The organism is Alkalimonas mucilaginosa (assembly GCF_036327005.1).
Taxonomy (GTDB): Bacteria; Pseudomonadota; Gammaproteobacteria; order Enterobacterales; family Alteromonadaceae; genus Alkalimonas; species Alkalimonas mucilaginosa.
Genome location: NZ_JAUGZK010000006.1, coordinates 178,486 through 196,796, shown reverse-complemented (window position 1 = coordinate 196,796; position 18,311 = coordinate 178,486). Strand labels below are relative to the sequence as shown.

General features: G+C 49.9%; 20 protein-coding genes. 12 read left to right on the top strand and 8 right to left on the bottom strand.

Annotation, left to right across the window (positions count from 1 at the left end; all coding sequences use genetic code 11):
* Positions 1-14: 14 nt before the first annotated feature.
* The 7 genes from QWF21_RS10375 to QWF21_RS10345 all read left to right on the top strand — a co-directional run bounded on the left by QWF21_RS10375 (position 15) and on the right by QWF21_RS10345 (position 6,690).
* Entirely contained in the window at positions 15-3,149 is a 3,135-nt protein-coding gene (locus QWF21_RS10375) for a pilus assembly protein (RefSeq protein ID WP_330087979.1), read from the top strand.
* Positions 3,128-3,571, top strand: coding sequence for a type IV pilin protein (locus QWF21_RS10370; protein WP_330087978.1), 444 nt, complete (start codon positions 3,128-3,130; stop codon positions 3,569-3,571). Before QWF21_RS10375 ends, QWF21_RS10370 begins: the two co-directional genes overlap by 22 nt.
* Before the next feature lie 81 nt (positions 3,572-3,652).
* Entirely contained in the window at positions 3,653-4,114 is a 462-nt protein-coding gene (locus tag QWF21_RS10365) for a hypothetical protein (RefSeq protein ID WP_330087977.1), read from the top strand.
* Entirely contained in the window at positions 4,111-5,076 is a 966-nt protein-coding gene (locus QWF21_RS10360) for a PilW family protein (protein ID WP_330087976.1), read from the top strand. Before QWF21_RS10365 ends, QWF21_RS10360 begins: the two co-directional genes overlap by 4 nt.
* Before the next feature lie 3 nt (positions 5,077-5,079).
* The gene (locus tag QWF21_RS10355; protein ID WP_330087975.1) at positions 5,080-5,442 is read left to right on the top strand and encodes a hypothetical protein; all 363 of its coding nucleotides are present in this window, start codon (positions 5,080-5,082) and stop codon (positions 5,440-5,442) included.
* Positions 5,435-6,286, top strand: a complete 852-nt coding sequence (locus tag QWF21_RS10350; protein WP_330087974.1) for a hypothetical protein — start codon at positions 5,435-5,437, stop codon at positions 6,284-6,286. Before QWF21_RS10355 ends, QWF21_RS10350 begins: the two co-directional genes overlap by 8 nt.
* Entirely contained in the window at positions 6,286-6,690 is a 405-nt protein-coding gene (locus tag QWF21_RS10345) for a type IV pilin protein (protein ID WP_330087973.1), read from the top strand. The genes QWF21_RS10350 and QWF21_RS10345 overlap by 1 nt, the downstream gene beginning before the upstream one ends.
* Positions 6,691-6,695: 5 nt before the next feature.
* Here QWF21_RS10345 and QWF21_RS10340 read toward each other — a convergent pair whose 3' ends face one another.
* Entirely contained in the window at positions 6,696-7,193 is a 498-nt protein-coding gene (locus QWF21_RS10340; RefSeq protein ID WP_330087972.1) for a GspH/FimT family pseudopilin, read from the bottom strand.
* 92 nt (positions 7,194-7,285) lie between these two features.
* Positions 7,286-8,116 (bottom strand): ammonia-dependent NAD(+) synthetase, encoded by an 831-nt coding sequence (nadE, locus tag QWF21_RS10335; protein ID WP_330087971.1) that lies wholly within the window; start codon positions 8,114-8,116, stop codon positions 7,286-7,288.
* A 91-nt stretch (positions 8,117-8,207) separates the two neighbouring features.
* Here nadE and glnB point away from each other — a divergent pair, with 91 nt between their 5' ends.
* Positions 8,208-8,546 carry a nitrogen regulatory protein P-II gene (gene glnB / locus QWF21_RS10330; protein ID WP_330087970.1) on the top strand — a complete coding sequence of 113 codons (339 nt, stop codon included), beginning with the start codon at positions 8,208-8,210 and terminating at the stop codon, positions 8,544-8,546.
* Positions 8,547-8,548: 2 nt separating this feature from the next.
* On the opposite strand, the gene QWF21_RS10325 is transcribed toward glnB, so the two are convergent.
* A complete protein-coding gene (locus QWF21_RS10325) occupies positions 8,549-10,063 on the bottom strand; it encodes an FAD-binding domain-containing protein (RefSeq protein WP_330087969.1) in 1,515 nt (504 codons plus the stop codon).
* Entirely contained in the window at positions 10,060-11,592 is a 1,533-nt protein-coding gene (locus QWF21_RS10320) for a cryptochrome/photolyase family protein (RefSeq protein WP_330087968.1), read from the bottom strand. Before QWF21_RS10320 ends, QWF21_RS10325 begins: the two co-directional genes overlap by 4 nt.
* 139 nt (positions 11,593-11,731) lie before the next feature.
* Here QWF21_RS10320 and QWF21_RS10315 point away from each other — a divergent pair, with 139 nt between their 5' ends.
* Positions 11,732-12,145 carry a TraR/DksA family transcriptional regulator gene (locus QWF21_RS10315; protein WP_330087967.1) on the top strand — a complete coding sequence of 138 codons (414 nt, stop codon included), beginning with the start codon at positions 11,732-11,734 and terminating at the stop codon, positions 12,143-12,145.
* A gap of 69 nt (positions 12,146-12,214) precedes the next feature.
* Positions 12,215-12,901, top strand: a complete 687-nt coding sequence (locus tag QWF21_RS10310; protein ID WP_330087966.1) for a ZrgA family zinc uptake protein — start codon at positions 12,215-12,217, stop codon at positions 12,899-12,901.
* A 63-nt stretch (positions 12,902-12,964) separates the two neighbouring features.
* On the opposite strand, the gene QWF21_RS10305 is transcribed toward QWF21_RS10310, so the two are convergent.
* The gene (locus QWF21_RS10305) at positions 12,965-13,504 is read right to left on the bottom strand and encodes a DUF3299 domain-containing protein (protein ID WP_330087965.1); all 540 of its coding nucleotides are present in this window, start codon (positions 13,502-13,504) and stop codon (positions 12,965-12,967) included.
* A 48-nt stretch (positions 13,505-13,552) separates the two neighbouring features.
* Here QWF21_RS10305 and QWF21_RS10300 point away from each other — a divergent pair, with 48 nt between their 5' ends.
* Together QWF21_RS10300 and QWF21_RS10295 are read left to right on the top strand one after the other, a co-directional pair.
* Positions 13,553-14,266, top strand: coding sequence for an ATP-binding cassette domain-containing protein (locus tag QWF21_RS10300; protein WP_330087964.1), 714 nt, complete (start codon positions 13,553-13,555; stop codon positions 14,264-14,266).
* Complete coding sequence (locus tag QWF21_RS10295; protein WP_330087963.1) at positions 14,260-15,516, top strand: ABC transporter permease; 1,257 nt, start codon at positions 14,260-14,262, stop codon at positions 15,514-15,516. The genes QWF21_RS10300 and QWF21_RS10295 overlap by 7 nt, the downstream gene beginning before the upstream one ends.
* Here QWF21_RS10295 and QWF21_RS10290 read toward each other — a convergent pair.
* The 3 genes from QWF21_RS10290 to mgtE form a co-directional block, all read right to left on the bottom strand.
* Positions 15,500-16,255: a substrate-binding periplasmic protein gene (locus tag QWF21_RS10290; RefSeq protein ID WP_330087962.1), complete on the bottom strand. Its 756-nt coding sequence runs from the start codon at positions 16,253-16,255 to the stop codon at positions 15,500-15,502. The two genes, QWF21_RS10295 and QWF21_RS10290, sit on opposite strands and share 17 nt — an antisense overlap.
* Before the next feature lie 91 nt (positions 16,256-16,346).
* Entirely contained in the window at positions 16,347-16,682 is a 336-nt protein-coding gene (locus QWF21_RS10285) for a hypothetical protein (protein ID WP_407935282.1), read from the bottom strand.
* 269 nt (positions 16,683-16,951) lie between these two features.
* Entirely contained in the window at positions 16,952-18,304 is a 1,353-nt protein-coding gene (gene mgtE / locus QWF21_RS10280; RefSeq protein WP_330087961.1) for a magnesium transporter, read from the bottom strand.
* Positions 18,305-18,311: the final 7 nt, after the last annotated feature.

The window sequence follows — 18,311 nt, the reverse complement described above, 5'->3', positions numbered from 1 at the left end:
AAAGAGGATTTTTTATGTTGAATGCCCATGTAATGCCTTCAAAAACAGGGCTCCTGTTTAGCTTAAGCATGCTGTTTGGAGTGATGACTGCTCATGCTTCCACTGAGCTTGTTATTCCTTCGGTTCCTTTACAAACCGGAAGTGATGTACCATCCAATATCTTATTTATGCTGGACGATTCGGGATCGATGGTCTGGTCGTATATGCCAGATAGTATTAACGCTCTGTGTGGTAATACAACATCCGTTGAGCAAAGAGCTCTAGGGCGCTCTCCCGATGTCAACAGTTCTTACTTTAACCCGGATTTGACATACCGGGCACCATTAAAAGCGGATGGTAGCTCAATGCCTGATGCTAGTTTTACTGCCGCCTGGTTCAATGGTTATGCACAAACCGGCAATGTCAATCTTAGCACAAACTACAGAGCAACCTGGCATTATCAGAATGGTGGTGCACGTCAATATTGTGGTGAAGCCGGTGAGGCAGATTATTATTTATTTGATTCAGATCTTTGCGACGACAGAAATAATTACGCTTGCTATAAACGTTATATAGTTGCTGAGCAAGGTACTGATATCCAGCAAAACTTTGCCAATTGGTATTCGTATTACCGAAACCGTATGATGGCATCTAAGGCTGGTATTGGTCGGGCTTTTCAGACATTGCCGCAAACCATGCGTGTGGGCTATGGCCAGCTCAATAAAAGTCCCCGGGTGGTGCGTGGAGTCAGGGCGTTTGAAGGGGCTGGCAAAAATCAATTTTACAATTGGCTTTACGGGCAACCGGATACCACCTCCGGGACTCCTTTGAGGCATACCTTAGTTGCTGCAGGGAATTATTTTAGTACCGATGAACCTTATCTGGCTGATCCACTCAATGCGGGGAGTGGTTTGGTTTCTTGCAGGCAAAACTTTACTGTGTTGATGACTGATGGTTTTTATAATGATAGCTATTCAGGAGTTGGTGATACAGATGGGGATGGTCACAGCAATACACTAGCTGACATCGCCTACCATTATTGGAAAACTGATTTACGACCGGCTTTACCAAACAATGTGCCTAGTAGCTCTCTGAATCCGGCCAATTGGCAACATATGGTGACCTATGGTGTAGGGCTTGGGGTAGCTGGTACACTTGACCCTGACGTAGCAAAAGACTGGCCTATTAATGACAGTCGTTGGCCCCAACCTAATTCCAATCCACGAAAAATTGATGATTTATTGCACGCTGGAGTGAATAGCCGCGGGGGATTTTTCAGTGCTCAGGACCCTGACACTTTCAGCAAGGAATTGACTAATACGCTTAGAAGCATTGTAAATAGGACTGCTTCTGCATCAAACTTAGCTGCTACGACTACATCATTGCAAGAAGATAACAGTGTGTTTCAGGCTTCATTTAATACATCTTCCTGGAGCGGTGCTTTAGTCAGTCGGGATGCGGATACTTTGAATGTACAGTGGTCGGCTAATTTTCCGCCCTGGACTGCTCGAAATATTCAGTCAAGCCGGGGAGATGGAGCAAATCCAGTTCAGTTTGACTTCACATGGGATAATTTGGTTTCAGAAGAGAAAAGTGTTTTAGGGAATCAAGTAATCGTCGATTATATCCGGGGATTGCAGGCACAAGAAAAAACGGATACTAACCCGACAGGTACCCTACGGGAGCGCACTTCGTTGTTGGGTGACATAGCACATTCTTCTCCGGTCTTTGTGGGTGAGTCACCAAACCGTAACTTGCAACGCAATAACTGGGATGGGGCCTCCAGTTATCAGGCATTTTTGAATGCAACAAAATCCCGTGCGCCGAGGTTATACGTGGGTGCTAATGATGGCATGTTGCATAGCTTCATTGCAGATCCTGCCAATGCCGCCGCCGGTCAAGAAACTTTTGCTTACATTCCACAAGCAATGCTGGCTCCTGGCTCGCAACTAAAGAACTTTGCAAATATTGATTATGAACACCGCTTTTTTGTGGATGGTTCACCTACAGTAGCTGATGTCTACATTGGTGGTTCTTGGCGCACCGTTTTGGTAAGCACTCTTGGTCGAGGTGGTAATTGGGTCTTTGCCTTGGATGTGACCAATCCGGCTAATGTGAAAGTGCTTTGGGATATCCAAGTGCCTGAACTTGGCATCATGCCACATAAGCCAGTTATTACCCGCTTAAACAATGACCGTTGGTCTGTAGTGATGGGCTATGGATACAACAACAGTGCAGCAAAATCTGGCTTGTTGGTCATTGACTTAGAAGAAGGTGCTGACGCCCCTATTATCAAACTGGAAACCTCAGGCAGTGGCACTGCTGGTTTGGGTCAGATAGAGGGGTGGGATCATAACAAAAATGGCAATACCGATTGGTTTTTTGCCGGTGATCTCCAGGGAAATGTCTGGAAGTTCGATTTAAGTTCAAGCTCGAGTGTCGCTTGGAGTGTAGCGTATGCGGGGGAGCCTTTGTTTGTAGCCCGAGATGCATCTACTAATCGTCAGCCAATCACCGGTGGTATTACCTTACAAAGCCATCCAGACACAGCAGGGTTGTGGGTGTTTTTTGGAACGGGAAAATTTATCGAAAGTGGTGATAGTGTGAATGATGATATTCAAAGTTGGTATGGCATTAAAGATGGGATGCCAATTACAAGTAGAAGTCAGTTGGTCAATCGGATAACAACAAACATTACTTATGTAAATCCTGATACTGAAGAAAGCCGCGAAGCCCGGAGTGTCCCTATTGCAGCAGACGATGATATGGATGGTAAACGAGGCTGGGTTATGGACTTGCCTGACGCGAGGGAGCGGATCATTTCGAAACCAAGGTTTATCGGTGGTAATTTGGTCATGAACACCATTATTCCGGATTCGGATTTGTGTAATCCGCAAGGGGACGGCTGGATTATGGCAGTTGATCCATTTAAAGGATCCCGCTTGAATTATCATTTCTTTGATCTGTCTCGTGATGATGAGTTCAGTGCGTCAGATGCTTTGCCTGATGGTAGTGCTGCAAGTGGAGTAAAGTTTGATGGTATGCCGGGTGAACCTGTTTTTATTGGTGATAAGATGACAGTAGGTGACTCCAGAGTGTCAATTGATGCCAGTCGGGTTAATTTGCAGATTCGCCGAGGGCGGCTATCATGGCGGGAGATGATAAACTAATGAGAACATCAAATGTGACTCAGCAGGGGATCACTTTAATTGAATTGATGATTGTAGTGGTCATTTTTGGGCTTCTTGCGTCTGTCGCCTATCCTTCGTATCAAAATCATGTTTTGCGAAGTCATCGAACTGCGGCAACAGGTTGCTTATTAGAGCTGTCACAGTTTATGGAACGGACCTATACCCAAAATATGCGATACAACCCTGAGGATTTCGTTTTACCACAGCTACAGTGCAGACAGGAAACCAGTGACCGCTTTGAGTACTCCAGTGAGCAAGCACAGCGTACTTATACGCTAACGGCCACAGCGATAGGTGTGCAAATTAATGATACCGCATGCGCTTCGCTTGGCATGAATCAAGCCGGTACTAAGCTGGTTGGAGGCAGAGATGATGTTGTTGCAGTAAAACATTGCTGGTAGTTTTTTTGGTTTTTTGTTTGACTTTTATGGTTTATGTTGTAATTTTATAGTTAATTTAAATTAACTTTTGAGCATAAGGATATGCGATTACAACAAGGAATTAGCTTACTGGAAGTCTTGCTGGCAGTGTTACTGCTGAAAGTGTCTGTGTTAGGAGCTTTGGCTGGCCAGCTGCATGCCAGACAAATCGTGGCCGAGGCAACACAACGCACTCAGGCTGCCGCTATGGCAATGGATTGGCTTAACCGGATGCAAGCCGCCGGTTATCACACAGCTTCAACTCCCCCTGCTCCCCCTCTTTGTACTGCTGACGAGCCATGCACCTCTACCCAACTGGCTGCCTGGTTGCATCAGCAGTGGCAACAACATTGGTGGCAGGGAGCTTTTGTACTCGCGCATGGTGGCTACTGCATCGGCGATGATGCATCTTCACTGCAACTGACCATTTATTGGCAAGGTCGGCTGTTGCAAAAAACACCTGATAATGAGCTCTGTATTGCTGCCAGCGGACTGTTATCACTGACTGTGCAGGTTGCTTTATGACCAGGTTCAGCCATCAAGAGCGGGGACTGAGCCTGGTAGAGTTAATGATCGCCGCGGCATTGGCGCTGAGTGTACTTTTGGTGTTGCTAGCGACCACCAGCAAGCAAAGTCAAATGAGCAGAGAAACCATGCAGTTGGCCATGCTGCAGCAACAAGGACAACTTACCTTGAACCTGCTGCAGACTGAATTGCAGCAGCTTGGGTTCTGGGCTGGTTTTACTCTGGCAGACATACGTCAATTATCTGCCCCGTTTGGGGTGGTGTCCGGTGAATGCCGACACTTAGCGGACGACAGTGGAAGTTTTCCACAAGCAGGTCTGCTGTTGGTACCGTTGTATGCTGAATATGGCCGTGGCGAAAGTATTAGTTGCCTTGGGCGAGCGGCTTCAAACTCTTCTGTGTTGCAGTTTAAGCGCTTACTGGCCCAGCCGCTAAGCTTTGAGCAACTGAAGAACAATCGATACTATCTGCAGGTACTGGCTTCAGAATTAAAGCTGGTCGATAGTGATAGTGCCACAACCGATCCCGCGGCTGAGTTCTGGCCATACCTTCATCAGTTATTCTACGTGCAATGGCAGGATGATATTCCTGTACTTATGCGCAAGCGCTTGATCCGCAGTGCTGCCGGAATGCCCCGCATCCATACGGATTCAGTGATAGACGGGGTTGAGGTGCTGTACTTTGAGTTTGGCATCGATAGTACTCTGGATGGCCGTGCCAATTACTTTGTACCACTGTCGCACATGCAGGCCGAGCATTGGTACCAGCAGGAGCAGCGTATTGTTGCCATTAGTTATTATGTGGTAGTGCGTAGTCTGGAAGCTGATGTTCGTTATCTGAACGAGCACTGGTATCCGATGGGGCAAAGTGGCTTTCAGGCGCCGGGCGATCATTATCGACGATTACAATTGCAAAGCACCCAGTACCTGCACAATGTTGCTTTGCAGTATCAGGGAGGCTGAGTGATGAAAAAGGCTGAAGGATTTGCATTGATTACGACTTTGTTGTTGGCCAGTGTGCTGGTGATGTTGTCGTTGGCTTTGCTGCAAAGCAGTCTTCTTAGCATGCGGGTGGCAGATAGTGGGCAACAGGGAGTGCAACTACGCCATCAAAGCTGGTTGGAGCATCGGCAGTACAGGAACGAAGTGGCCAGGCAGTTACTCAGCGAAGCAGCGCAGTGTCCAGCCTTGTACGCGGCCTGGGCCGGGAGTGAGTTAACCTGTAGTCGCTACTTACTGGTAACTGCTGCCGAGCAGCAATGGTTCAGTGCCGGCGTAGGGAGTATCGTGGTACAACTTCAGTTGTCGGAGGAAAGCATTGATGATTAAGCTGGAGATAATGCTGTTGCTATTAGCTGGCTTGAATCCAGTATTTGAGCCTTTGAGCTGCTTTCCAGCGCATGAAGAACCTACAGACTACCAGGTAACCGCTAGCGGCCAGGTGTACCGTCATAGCCAGGCTGGCAGGCGTCTGCCTGAGAGAACACTTGTTGCCGATCTTAGTGGCGCAGGCTGGCGGTTTACTTCACGACATCGTGTGGTACAAAGCCAGATGAGTTTGACTGCCTATGGCGCTCATCAGGTGTTTGAGCAGCTGTTGCTACTGGCTTACGATCCAGTAAATAGCTCAGAGCAGATGTTGGCACTGCGGATCTTTCCACAGCAATCAACGCCCTGGCAGTTCGAGCAAATACAGTCCTATGTGAGTGAGGCCGAGTTCAGCCGGCCGGAGTATGAGGTAGTAGCGCTGTGGCATCAGCAACAGCAGGCTGCAGGCTGGCGGCGGCCATTGGCCGGGTTGGCAATGCAACTGCCTGAATTGTATGCTGGTGTTCTGTATCTGCCGGTCCTCCATCAGGATACTGCAGAGCATAGCTGCCCAGATGGCCCTGTTGATATCAGTGTGTTAATTCTTCATATGCATTCTGGACACAGTTTGTCGCCTGGGATTGAACTCCAACTGGAGCAAGCAGGGCCTTTACGATGGCAGCTAATAAAAACAGAGCAGCGACTTGCACTTTGGCTGCTGCAAGAAGAGCAGCGTCAGTTGGTGCAGCCAGAGATACTGGAGATCAGCAGTGACTGTCTAAACTGTGTCCAGGCACTGGATCTGGCCGAATGGCCACAGCAGCGGGCAGTTGCTCAGTTTTGGTTGGAAGAGGGAGCTTATTGATGAAAGCCGGCCGGGGAATAACGTTGATCGAGCTGTGTCTGGTGGTGGTGATTATTGCTTTGTTGGCAGCGATTGCTTACCCGTCTTATACGCGCTTGGTGGTAAAAAGCCACCGGGTAGAAGCTACGGAGGCATTGATGACACTGGCAACAAAACAGGAGTTGTATTTCAGTGAGTTTCGTCGATACAGCGACTCTTTGGAGGAGCTTGGAGTGCAGCGTCCACAGACCAACTCTGGCCGTTATCAGCTGAGTTTACAGTTACAAAATGAAGGTATGGGCTATCTTTTGCTGGCTGAGGCTATCGGCTTGCAGAGCCAGGATACGGAGTGCCGGGCGTTTAGTCTGAATCAGATTGGGCAACGAAATACCGCAGTTCCATATACCGATAGTTGTTGGCGCTAAAGGGGTTAAGTGCCATCAGGGCAGGGTTCATCCTGATACTGCAACCGGCTTCGACCCGCCTGATTGATGGTCAGGGTGTAATGCCAGTTCATACCTGCTTCCGGGCAATAGCGAAAGCTGCCATTTTCCAGTGGGCCCAAACTTCCATCACGCCGAAAGCTGAGTTGGGTGCGGTGGTAACTGAGGTGATGCGCAGGGTGGACTTTTGGCAATTCCTTGACCGGCTGCCAGCTGTTGTGCTGCCACTGACTAATTTGCAATGGTTGTTGCGACCAATTGCTATCGCATTCGGTGCCCACTCCGGGGCAAACTCTGACACTGGTGGCTTGTCCACTCGCTAGCATCCGGGCATAAGTAAGCTGCTGACTCAGTTGCTTCATGTAAGACTGAGCGCGTTGTTTACTGATAAAGTTTTGCCAGGAAGGAAGTCCGACAGTGCTGAAAGTAATAATCACCAACAGCACTGTCATCATTTCTATCAGAGTCCAGCCGTTGCGTTTCATTTCACCATCTTAAATTCATCACAATCACTAAATTATGATAACTTAAGTGGCTCTTGTCAATTTTTTGTGATTTTAAAAGGGGTGATTGAACCTCAGTCGTAAACGGTCGGTATGGGTTGCCGTTTGTGTTGAGTTTTCAGATAAATACTAACCAGACGTTGTTGAACCTGAAGCGAGACAGGCTTTCCTTCCAAAAAGTCATCAATGTCATCGTAACTGAGCCCAAGCGCAGCTTCATCGGCTTTTTGTGGTTGCAGGCACTCCAGATCTGCAGTAGGTACTTTTTGTACCAGCTGTGCTGGCGCTCCCAGCCATGCCGCTATAGCCCTGACCTGACGTTTGCTTAAGCCAAACAAAGGCGCTAAATCACAAGCGCCATCCCCCCATTTGGTGTAAAAACCAGTAATATTCTCGGCCGAGTGATCGGTCCCGAGTACCAGCCCTCCCAACAAGCCTGCAACATGGTACTGAATAACCATACGGGTTCGTGCTTTGACATTGCCTTTGCTAAAATCAACCTTGTGGGCATCTTCTACCCTGATCCCTGTGGCAGCCAAGGCACTGGACGTCGCCTGATGAATGGCATCCGCACCCGGTTGTACATTGATGTTCAATGACTGGTTTGGCTGGATAAAGTCGATGGCCAGCTGCGCTTCAGCTTCATCAGCCTGGCTGGCATACGGTAGGCGTACCGCGAGAAAGCGATACTGGGTTGCACCCTGCTCATTTAATTCATTGATGGCTAGTTGTGCCAGCCGGCCACAGGTGGTGGAGTCGACCCCACCACTAATACCAAGCACTAAACTCGTCAAGCCGGACTGCTGCAACTGGCGTTTAATAAAATCTACCCGGCGGCGAACCTCTGTGGCGGGGTCGATAGAAGCTTGTACACGCATTTCTGCAATAATTTGTTCTGGAGTCATCGTCGTTTCCTGCTAAGAGGCTTTGGGCAATACCCAATAGGTTACAGATAATGCTATCATAGAGTTAGTCTCTGTTCAGGTGGTTGTGTACATGAAAAAAATCGAAGCGATTATCAAACCTTTTAAACTGGATGATGTGCGGGAAGCTTTGGCAGAAATTAACATCACTGGTATGACGGTTACCGAGGTTAAAGGCTTTGGCCGGCAAAAAGGCCATACGGAGTTGTATCGTGGTGCTGAATACATGGTGGATTTTTTGCCAAAAGTGAAACTGGAAATCGTGGTGTCGGATGACCAGGTGGAGCGTTGTATTGAAGCCATCACCAAAACAGCGCATACCGGCCGGATTGGTGATGGTAAGATCTTCGTGCTGGATGTCGGTCGGGTGATTCGGATCCGCACCGGCGAGGAAGATGAAGAAGCCATTTAAGGTTAAAGATCTTCAAAGCCCGGTAGTCCTATTTGCCGGGTGCTCACTTTGGTTGTCACGTGCCTGTGGGGCCTGCGGCGGCTGGCATGTTTTTCAATGACTTGTTGCTTCCGCACCTGCCAATCGATGGGATCCAGCTTTTCTTTCCACTGCAGCAAGGCGTGACGGGCACTCTTTATCGCTGCGTCAGGATCAACAATGGGGGCCGGATAGTTGTATGACACCAAAGATGCAAAACGCTGGCGCACAGAGCCAGGCATCAGCCAGGGAGTATGGATCCAACTGGTTGGCACGGTTGCCAGCTCTGGTACCCAATAACGGATATAGCTTCCGCTAGGATCCCGCTCTTTACTCTGCTTCACCGGGTTGTACATCCGGTTGACGTTGATACCGGTCACACCGCATTGCATTTGTATCTGTGGATAATGAATACCCGGTTCGTAATCAATAAAACACTTTGCCAGATGCAGTGCAATTGGGCGCCATGGCAGTCCAAGGTAATAACTGGCAAAAGATGCCAGCATGGCTCTGCCTCTGAAATGCAGCCAACCAGTAGCCAGTAAGGCGCGCATGCAGGCATCAATCAATGGGTAACCGGTATGGCCGGTACACCAACTTGAATAGCGGTGCGGCTCAAAGCTATCTTCCCGAAAACCAATAAAACCAGAATGCATTGGGAGAAACTCTATGGCAGGCTCCGTTTCAAACTTTTGAATAAAATGGCAATGCCACCGCAACCTGGATAAAAACGCGGATAAATTGGCTCGATTTGCCGCTGAATGCTGTAATTTCAGCTGTGTGTCCTGAAACAGTTGACGCAAACTGAGTTCGCCATAGGCCAGAAAAGGACTTAAACGTGAGCTGTGCTCTGCCGACGCAGCTGGCTTACCTATGCTGCGCAAATAATGCTGGTGCCGGTTGCGGAAAAAAGAATCGTAGGTGGTTGTCAGTAAGGCATCAAAGCGTTGAATGCAGGCGCCGATATCACGGCTACGTGTTAGTTCTGGTAATGGCTTGGGATCGGGCTCATGCAACAAAGGCAGTCGGGCCGGACGAGGGACCAAAGGTTCTTTGAGCCAGGTGTCTGTCTCCCGTTGCCAATGATCTCTGTTGACAGAGCCCCTAAGTACCGCAAACTGCCGATACTGCCGCCATGGGATCGATTGACGTTTCAAAGCGCGCGCAACAGCAAGGTCGCGTTGATAGGTCCAGAGGTTGCCTGTTTCCTCATGGCTATGCACCTGGCAAATTTGAAACTTTTGGCATAGCGCAAGCAAAACGTGACTGGCAGGTCCTACTTCAATGATTAACGGTTGCCCTAATTTTGTTAACTCTTGGTCCAGGCGCTGCAGGCTGGCTTTGATAAAATGCCACTGTCTGAGCGAGGTGTCTGGTTGCTGCCAATAGTCAGGCTCTATGATGTAGACTGGCAGCACAGCTCCTTGCCTGGCTGCCTCATAAAGTGGTGCATGATCATCAATGCGAAGATCACGCTTAAACCAAACCAGTTGCCTCATAATTTTTCCAGGCTATTGAGTATAAGGTCGGCGTGTTGGCGGATAGCTTGTTGTTCTTGCTCTGGCTTTTTATGCCACTGCTGGTAAGCCAGCTGCAAGCGGGCATTGCCACCTAATTGCTCACTATTGCGATCCAGAAATCCCCAATACAAAGCATTGAACGGACAAGCACCTTCGCCATAGATTTTCTTTACATCGTATGGGCAGTGCTGGCAGTAATTGCTCATCCGCTGAATGTACTTGCCACTGGCGGCATAGGGTTTGGAAGCAAGCACTGCATCATCAGCAAACAACGCCATGCCCAGGGTGTTAGGCAGTTCAACCCACTCAAAGGCGTCAGCATAAACGGCCAGGTACCAATCGGTGACCTCATCCGGGTTTAAAGCAGTCAAGAGCGCAAAGTTGCCTGTCACCATCAAACGATGAATATGGTGGGAATACGCATAATCGATGGTGCTTTGAATCGCCTGTTGCATGCAGCGCATTTGCGTCTTTGCAGTCCAGTAAAAGGCCGGCAGTGGCCGCTGTGCCGCCAGGGTGTTCCGTGTTTTGTATTCAGGCATCAGTAACCAGTACAAGCCGCGCACAAACTCCCTCCAGCCGATCAACTGACGGATAAATCCTTCCGCGGCATTGAGTGGTACCTTGCCATCCTTGTAGGCTTGTTCGACTTTCAGGCACATCCAGCGTACATCCAGCAAGCCTATGTTGAGGTACATAGAGCAGATGCTGTGAAACAAGAAAGGCTGGTCCAGCAGCATCGCATCCTGATAATCACCAAATTGAGCCAACTGCTGCTCAACAAAATGCAAAAATGCCTGCCGGGCCTGTTTGCCCGTGACGGCTAAGCGGAAAGTAGTCGCATCGCCCATATTATCCGTGAAATGCTGCTCTACCAGCACCATCACATCCCGGGTCATGGCATCAGGCTCAAACTGAAGCGGGGGGATCTGGGCCAGATCGGGTGGGCAGGCTTTGCGATTGGCTTTATCGTAATTCCACTTGCCACCTTCGGGCTGGTTTTTGTCATTCATTAACAAGCGGCTGTAGCGGCGCATCTCCCGGTAAAAATACTCCATGCGAAATTGCTGCCGATCTTTCGCCCAGTTGGCGAATTGCTGGCGCGAACACAAAAAGCGATCATCGCTCAGTTGCTCAAGTGGCAGGTTGAATTGTTCCTGCCAACGGGCAATTTCTTGCTCTAAGCGATACTCACCGCACTCGGTCAGTAAAATACTGCTGAGCTCGGGATGCTTTGTCAGGGCATAGGCTACCGCGTCAGTCATACTAAGCACGGATGGGTACTCCGCAAACTTCAGATAAAGGACCTGATGGCCCAGTTGCTGTAATGTATCGGCAAAATGCCGCATGGCACTGAATATCAGTACCAGCTTATGGCTGTGGTGTTTGGTATAGCTGGCTTCAGCCATGACTTCGGCCATCAAAATCACATCGTCTGTTGCTATCGCTTCTAAGCTTGCGAGGGCGGGGCTGAGCTGATCGCCCAAGATTACGACTAATCGTGGCATGCTGTTGTCCAATTCGGTTTTGTTTTTAAGTTACGTCGTTCTGGCAAGGCACGATCAAAAGAATGCTGAATGAAAGCCGGTCAGTTCGCTGGCGGAATGAAGCCGTTATGTTATATTGTAACTTTTCTGGAGGGCTCACATGTTGACAGAACAAGAGTTGCTGCAAATGCCGGCAGATGATTACATGAATACCAGCCAATTGGCTTATTTCGAGCAGCTGCTGCGCCAGCAAAAACAGGATCTTCAGCGGCGGATTGAACAAAGTAAGCAATCGCTTGGCAGCCGCGAGGTCGAGCCTGATGAGCTGGACAGAGCTTTGATTGAAGAGGAAAACCGTCAGAGCTTGCGCTTGGTGGAGCGAGAGTATTTTTTACTGCGTAAAATTGAACAAGCTCTGGATCGGATCGCCAGCAGAGACTATGGCTATTGCAAGGAGAGCGGTCAGCCGATCGGTTTGAAACGACTTTTGGCACGGCCAACGGCAGAGCTGAGCCTGGATGCGAAAGAGCGGCAGGAAATGCAGGAAAAGCACTTTAGTAAGCGGCGGGGTTAGCCACTTTGCAAGTGGCAAGGCAAAGCGTATGATGAGAACCATACTCGGTGTAAAAAGCGGAAATAAATCATGATAAAAGCAAATGCATTGGTAGTGACTACGTTGGCCAGCAGTTTGGTGCTGGGGGGGGGCTTGGTTGGAGCCGAGGTGCATGCTCATGAACAGCGGCATCAACACAGCCATGAACATCAGCATGCCGATAGTGAACCTGCAGAGCAGCATCATCATACGACAGAACACAATCATAGCCAGAATCATGATCACAGTCATGAGCACAGCCACGACCATGATCATCATCACGATGATGAGTTTACTCAGCTTGGCGCTCATGTGCACGGTGAGGCCTTACTCACTTTTGTGCTGGAAGGCAACGAAGCCATTCTTGCATTGCAAACGGCCGCTTACAACATCGTTGGCTTTGAGCATGCACCTTCGACGGATGAGCAGGAGCGAGAGATACAGGCTGCACTTGCCATGTTATCGAAAGGCAGTTGGTTTGAATTAAATCGTGATACTGGCTGTCAGGTTGAGCAGGCAGACTCCAGTACCGATTTAACCCGACCAGGCCATCAAAACCATGGTGATTTTTACGCTAACTTTACTTTGCTCTGCCATAATCCGGCACGCTTGCAGTACCTGGATTTATCCTTGATACAACTAATGCCTGCGCTGGAGCGGGTGCAGGTGCAGTGGGTGGTCAATGAGCGTCAGGGCATGAGTACGGCTACCTTACGGGAAGGTCGTATCCGTTTTTAATCCATTAGATCAGCAGATCGAAAAAAAGCGCCATTGGCGCTTTTTTTCGATCTGCTGTGGAATTTACCAGCTGTACTCTTCAATGTGATCCGCTTTTATGCTGTAAGCGGCGAATGCCAAATCGTGATTCATCGAGTCGGTAGTCAGTATGCCGGTGATCCAAAAAGGTGTGTACATCATATCGGCGGTCAGGCCTTTTGCTTCAGTAACATAGATAATCTGGTTCGGTGGAGGTGGTGGGACATGGATACAGGCTCCAAAGTAAGGCACCAGAAAAAAGCTGGTGACATTTTGGTTTTGATCAAACTCCAGCGGTACAATAAAACCTGGTAGACGAACACGCTGATTATTAAACTCTTCACGCACCTTGGCTGAGCTTAGCACCTGTTGCCACAAGCTGGCGTATGGATCGTCGGAGGCATCATCAAACGGCGATGGCTGACTGTAGTCGTGCTCAATATCCGGCAAACTTTCCAGCAGTGCCAGATCTTCCTCTGGCATCAGATCGGTCCATTCCAGGGTGCGCACCTCGTCGGCTTGCAACTGGGCGGAAGTAAATGCGACAGATAGCAACAGGATTGCCATAGACAGTACACGCATCATTGGAGCTTACTCCTGAACTTTGGTATAAATCACTTCCATCATCTTACCATGAAGGTTGAACAACCGGTGACTGACAAGCCGAAAAAATATGTAATTGAACTCAAAAAAATGCGTTTTCGTTGGCCCGGTAAGCAAGGCTGGCAGCTGGCATTGGATAGCTTGCAGCTGGAACCTGGTCAGCATTTGTTTATCCGTGGGGCATCTGGCTCTGGTAAAACAACCTTACTTAATTTACTCAGTGGCATTACCACACCGAACGAAGGTGAGCTTTGGTTGCAGCAAACGGCGATGCATCAGTTATCGGCGGCCAAGCGGGATACCCTGCGAGCCCAACAAATTGGGGTGGTCTTTCAGCAACTGAACCTGATCCCTTATCTATCCGTGCTGGACAATGTGTTGCTGGTGGCTTGTTTTGCGAACCAGGGGGCGCATGCGTTGACTGGCCGTGCCATCATGTTGTTGCAGCATTTGGGTCTTAACGATGAACTGCATCCAAAAAAAGCCTCGGAGCTAAGCGTAGGTCAGCAACAGCGGGTGGCGATTGCCCGGGCGTTACTGCTTCGCCCGGCCTTGCTGATTGCCGATGAACCAACATCAGCGCTGGATGCTGATAACCGCGACGCCTTTATGAAACTGATGCTGGCGGAAGCGAATGAAAGTGGCACCACTGTGATTTTTGTCAGCCATGATCAGGCGCTGCAAGGCTACTTTAACTGGCACTTGCCGATGGATCAACTGGAGCAGGGGGTACAGCCATGCTGATGAAACTGGCGCGTTTGAGTTTATGGAATCGCCGCGGTACCGTTGCGATGACAGTGCTATCCTTGGTCATCAGCATCAGTTTGCTACTTGGGATTGACCACCTGCGGCATGAAGCAAAAAACAGCTTCACCAGCACGGTTTCGGGCACCGATTTGATTGTTGGAGCACGCTCCGGCCAGCTGAACTTGCTGCTGTATTCGATTTTTCGTATAGGCAATGCCACTGCCAACATCAGTTGGGAGACGTATCAGCGTATCCAGAATCACCCGCAAATTGGCTGGACTATCCCCATCTCACTGGGTGACTCGCACCGCGGCTATCGGGTGGTTGGTACCAATCAGGATTATTTTAAATATTACCGATACGCAGGCCAGCAGCAGCTGCAACTGGCGCAGGGAACGATTTTCCAGGAGCTGTATGACACGGTACTTGGGTCTGAGGTTGCAGCACGGCTTGGCTATCAGTTGGGACAGGAAATTGTACTGGCCCATGGCATTGGCCAGGTCAGTTTTAGCGAGCATAAAGACAAACCCTTTAGCGTAGTGGGAATTCTAGCGCCAACCGGCACTCCGGTGGACCAAAGTGTGCATGTTAGCCTGGAAGGTATAGAAGCCATTCACATTGATTGGCAGCAAGGTGCTCCGATGCCCGGACGTCGGGTCAGTGCGGAGCAGGCTCAGGAAATGGATTTAACGCCCAAAGCCATTACGGCTTTTCTGGTAGGGCTGAACTCCCGGGCGGCTACCTTTTTGGTGCAGCGGCAAATCAATGAATTCCGTGGTGAACCTTTGACGGCTATTTTACCCGGTGTGGCACTGGCCGAGTTATGGCAGATGCTCAGTATGGTTGAGCGCTTGCTGCTGGTGATCACAGTGTTGGTGTTATTGGCCGGTTTGGTTGGGATGACCACCACACTGCTTGCTTCAATGAAAGAGCGGCAGCGGGAGATTGCCATTTTGCGGGCCGTTGGTGCTCACCCGCGCACTTTGTTCTGGCTGGTGCAGCTCGAAGTGTTGTTAATAAGCCTGACTTCTTTAGTCGTGGCCATGGTGGTGTTGATGATTGGGCTTTGGCTTGGCCAGGATCTGCTGGCTGGTCGCTATGGTTTGTTTATTGGGTTAAACCCAATCCGACAGAGTAGCTTACAACTGATGGGCCTGGTGCTGGGGCTAGCACTGTTGCTGGGTTGTATCCCTTCTTGGTTGGCGTACCGCAAAGCACTGACTGATGGGCTTAGCGTGCGCTTGTAGCTGGCAGTAAGCTTTGCAAAATGGTGCGGTACTGATTGCTGGCCTGCAGTTGCTGCAGGCCGCGATTAAAGCGTTCCATCAACTCCTCCGAGCGAGGATCCTGCTTGGAGAGTATCAGGTACATCGGCCGTTGCTCCAGCACCGGCTCAATGTACTCTATGTTTTCGGCGTGCTCCGGCAGTAAGGTTTGCAGCAGGTAGAGGCCGTTTAGCTTATCAGCAGGTACCAAGTCGACGCGTCCGAGTGCCAGCATGCGAAAGGCCTGCTCATCACTGGCAACTGCAATGGTATTGAGCCTTGCGCGCAGCAACCCCTCGGGCTGTGCGTAGCCCTGCACTACCCCCAATCGATAGCGCGAATCCGCCAGTTGCTGGAAGTTACGAAACTCCAGCGGCATGCTACGGCGCTTAAACAACACGATTTGGTTGGCGTACATCGGCTGCGAATACAAAAAGTTTTCCACTCTGTCGTCAGAGTACCAGGCAGCGATGAGACCCACGTAATTCGCAACTTTCGCTTCATGCAGAGCGCGGCCAAAGGGCATGAACTCTACTTCGATCTGAATGCCTTGCAGTGAAAAGGCCTGACGGATGATTTCTGTGACTGCGCCTTGCTTTGGTAAGTCTGCTCCATAGTGGGGATGGTAGTTGCTGCTGGCCAGCACAATACGTTCAGCCTGAAGTGAAGCGCTGAACAAAAAGCCTAAACATAGCAGCAAACAAGATAGCAGCAGTTTCATCAATCATCCTTACCGGATACAGCTCAGGCCTGAGTATAACGTTCGGAGTAAGCCGGTGGTTTGATAAAAAACTGATATTTGTTGCCTTTACTTACTCCGACGTACTGGTGCTCCAGTACGCCTGAGTGATAAAGGATTTACTTAACAGCTTTCGACTGATGCGGTCTAACTCCTCACCATCAATGGAGATCGCAGCCAGCATGGCCTCGACTTCGACATCTTCATTGCCAAAGGGCGTCACTTCCATGCCGCGGGCGGGAAGCTTGGCGGCTTCCAGTACCAACTCGACCACATCCATCGCATGCTTTTGCTGCTGCTTATCGGCAATCACATGCAAGATATAGGTGACTTCAGTTGATTCCACATCAATGGGCTGACGGTTGATTTGGTTGACAATGGGCCGCAGCAGAGTATTGGCTGCCAACACAAAGAGTGTTCCGAGTACGGCTTGCGGTAACAGGATTGGCGCTCTAGTCCGATTAACGAGCCAAGCACAAAGGCCGCCACCAGACTGATCAAGCTATCGAGTAATGGGAAGAGTTGAATGTTTTGTACTGCAAGCATGGCGTTCTCCTTAAATCTGAGCCATCTGCGGCTGAGTGAGTGATGGATAAAGCTGCCCGGAGAACCACTGCCCAGCCGATGTCTAAAGCTGACCGGGCAGTGTACATACAGGGTGTTGCTGTTTAATGACGGTTAACCAAGTGGAATATCCAGGATCCAGGTGGCCATCGCAAAGTAAATGATTACGCCACATGCATCAGCAATGGAGGTAATCAAAGGTGCACTGGCAGCTGCTGGATCCAGCTTAAAGCGGCTCAGCAAAAACGGCAGTGACATACCAATAACGCTTCCTACAACCACCACAATTTGCATGGTCAAAGCAACAACCAGCGCAATCTCCGGGCCGCCGCGCCAGAAGCCCAGGGTAGAAACCGCTAATGCCATGGTTAAGCCCAGCAAGCCAGCGACTACAAACTCTTTCCCCAGCATTTTGGCCCAGTCTTTGATCATTACCTCACCGGTTGCCATGGCCCGAACCATCAGGGTGGCAGCCTGGGAGCCGGCATTACCGCCACTGTCCACCAGCAAGGGCAGGAAGAACACCAGCGCAATGTAGGCTTCGATGGTGTCTTCAAAGTAAGCAATACCGGCACCCGAGAAGATGTTGCCAAATACCAGCAGCACCAGCCAGAACACCCGCTTGCGATACAACAAGTTGATGGAAGCGTCCTTGATGTTGCCGACAATTTCGCTGACGGCACCGACTTTCCGAAAATCGGTGGTGGCTTCTTCAGCAGCAACGTCCATGGCATCGTCGTAGGTCACAATACCCACCAGCTTATCGCCTCCATTGGTAACCGGCAGTGCAATCAAGTCATACTTGGCAATCAGCTGCGACGCCACTTCCCGTGGTGCATCGGCTTTGACATAGACAGGATCGTGCGTCATAAAATCACCGATAATGGCATGTTCATCGGCCATAATCAGATCTTTCAGCGACACGGTGCCAACCAGCCGACGTTCTGAGTCCACCACATAGGCCTGGTAAATGGTTTCGGTATCCGGTGCCGCTTTACGCAACTGGGCAATGCCTTCTTTGGCGGTGCGTTTCGCATCGACCAAAGCGTAGTCAGAGCTCATCACTGAGCCTACTTTATCTTCCTCGTAAGCTGCCAGTTTACGGATATCTTCACGCTCCGCTTTGGCGAGTACCGGTAGCAAGCGTCCTTGCTGGTCTTCGGGCAGCAGATTGAACAAGTCAGCGCGCTCATCCGATGCCATATGAAGAAACAACTCTCCCAGAGCTTTTTGATCCAGGCTGGGTACGATCTCTGCCTCAAGCTCTTTGGGCAGGTAACCAAACAGCTGAGCACGCTCATCCACCGGTGTCAGGCTAAGTAACTGAGCAATTTGCGTCACAGTAAAGCTGCTGAGCACGGCACCAATATCGGCTGGGTGACAGCGGCGGACCAGATGAGCCATATCGTCTTTGTCTTTGCTCAGTAGTACAGTGCGCAGGCTAAAGATTAAGTCTTGTGCATTCATGATGATT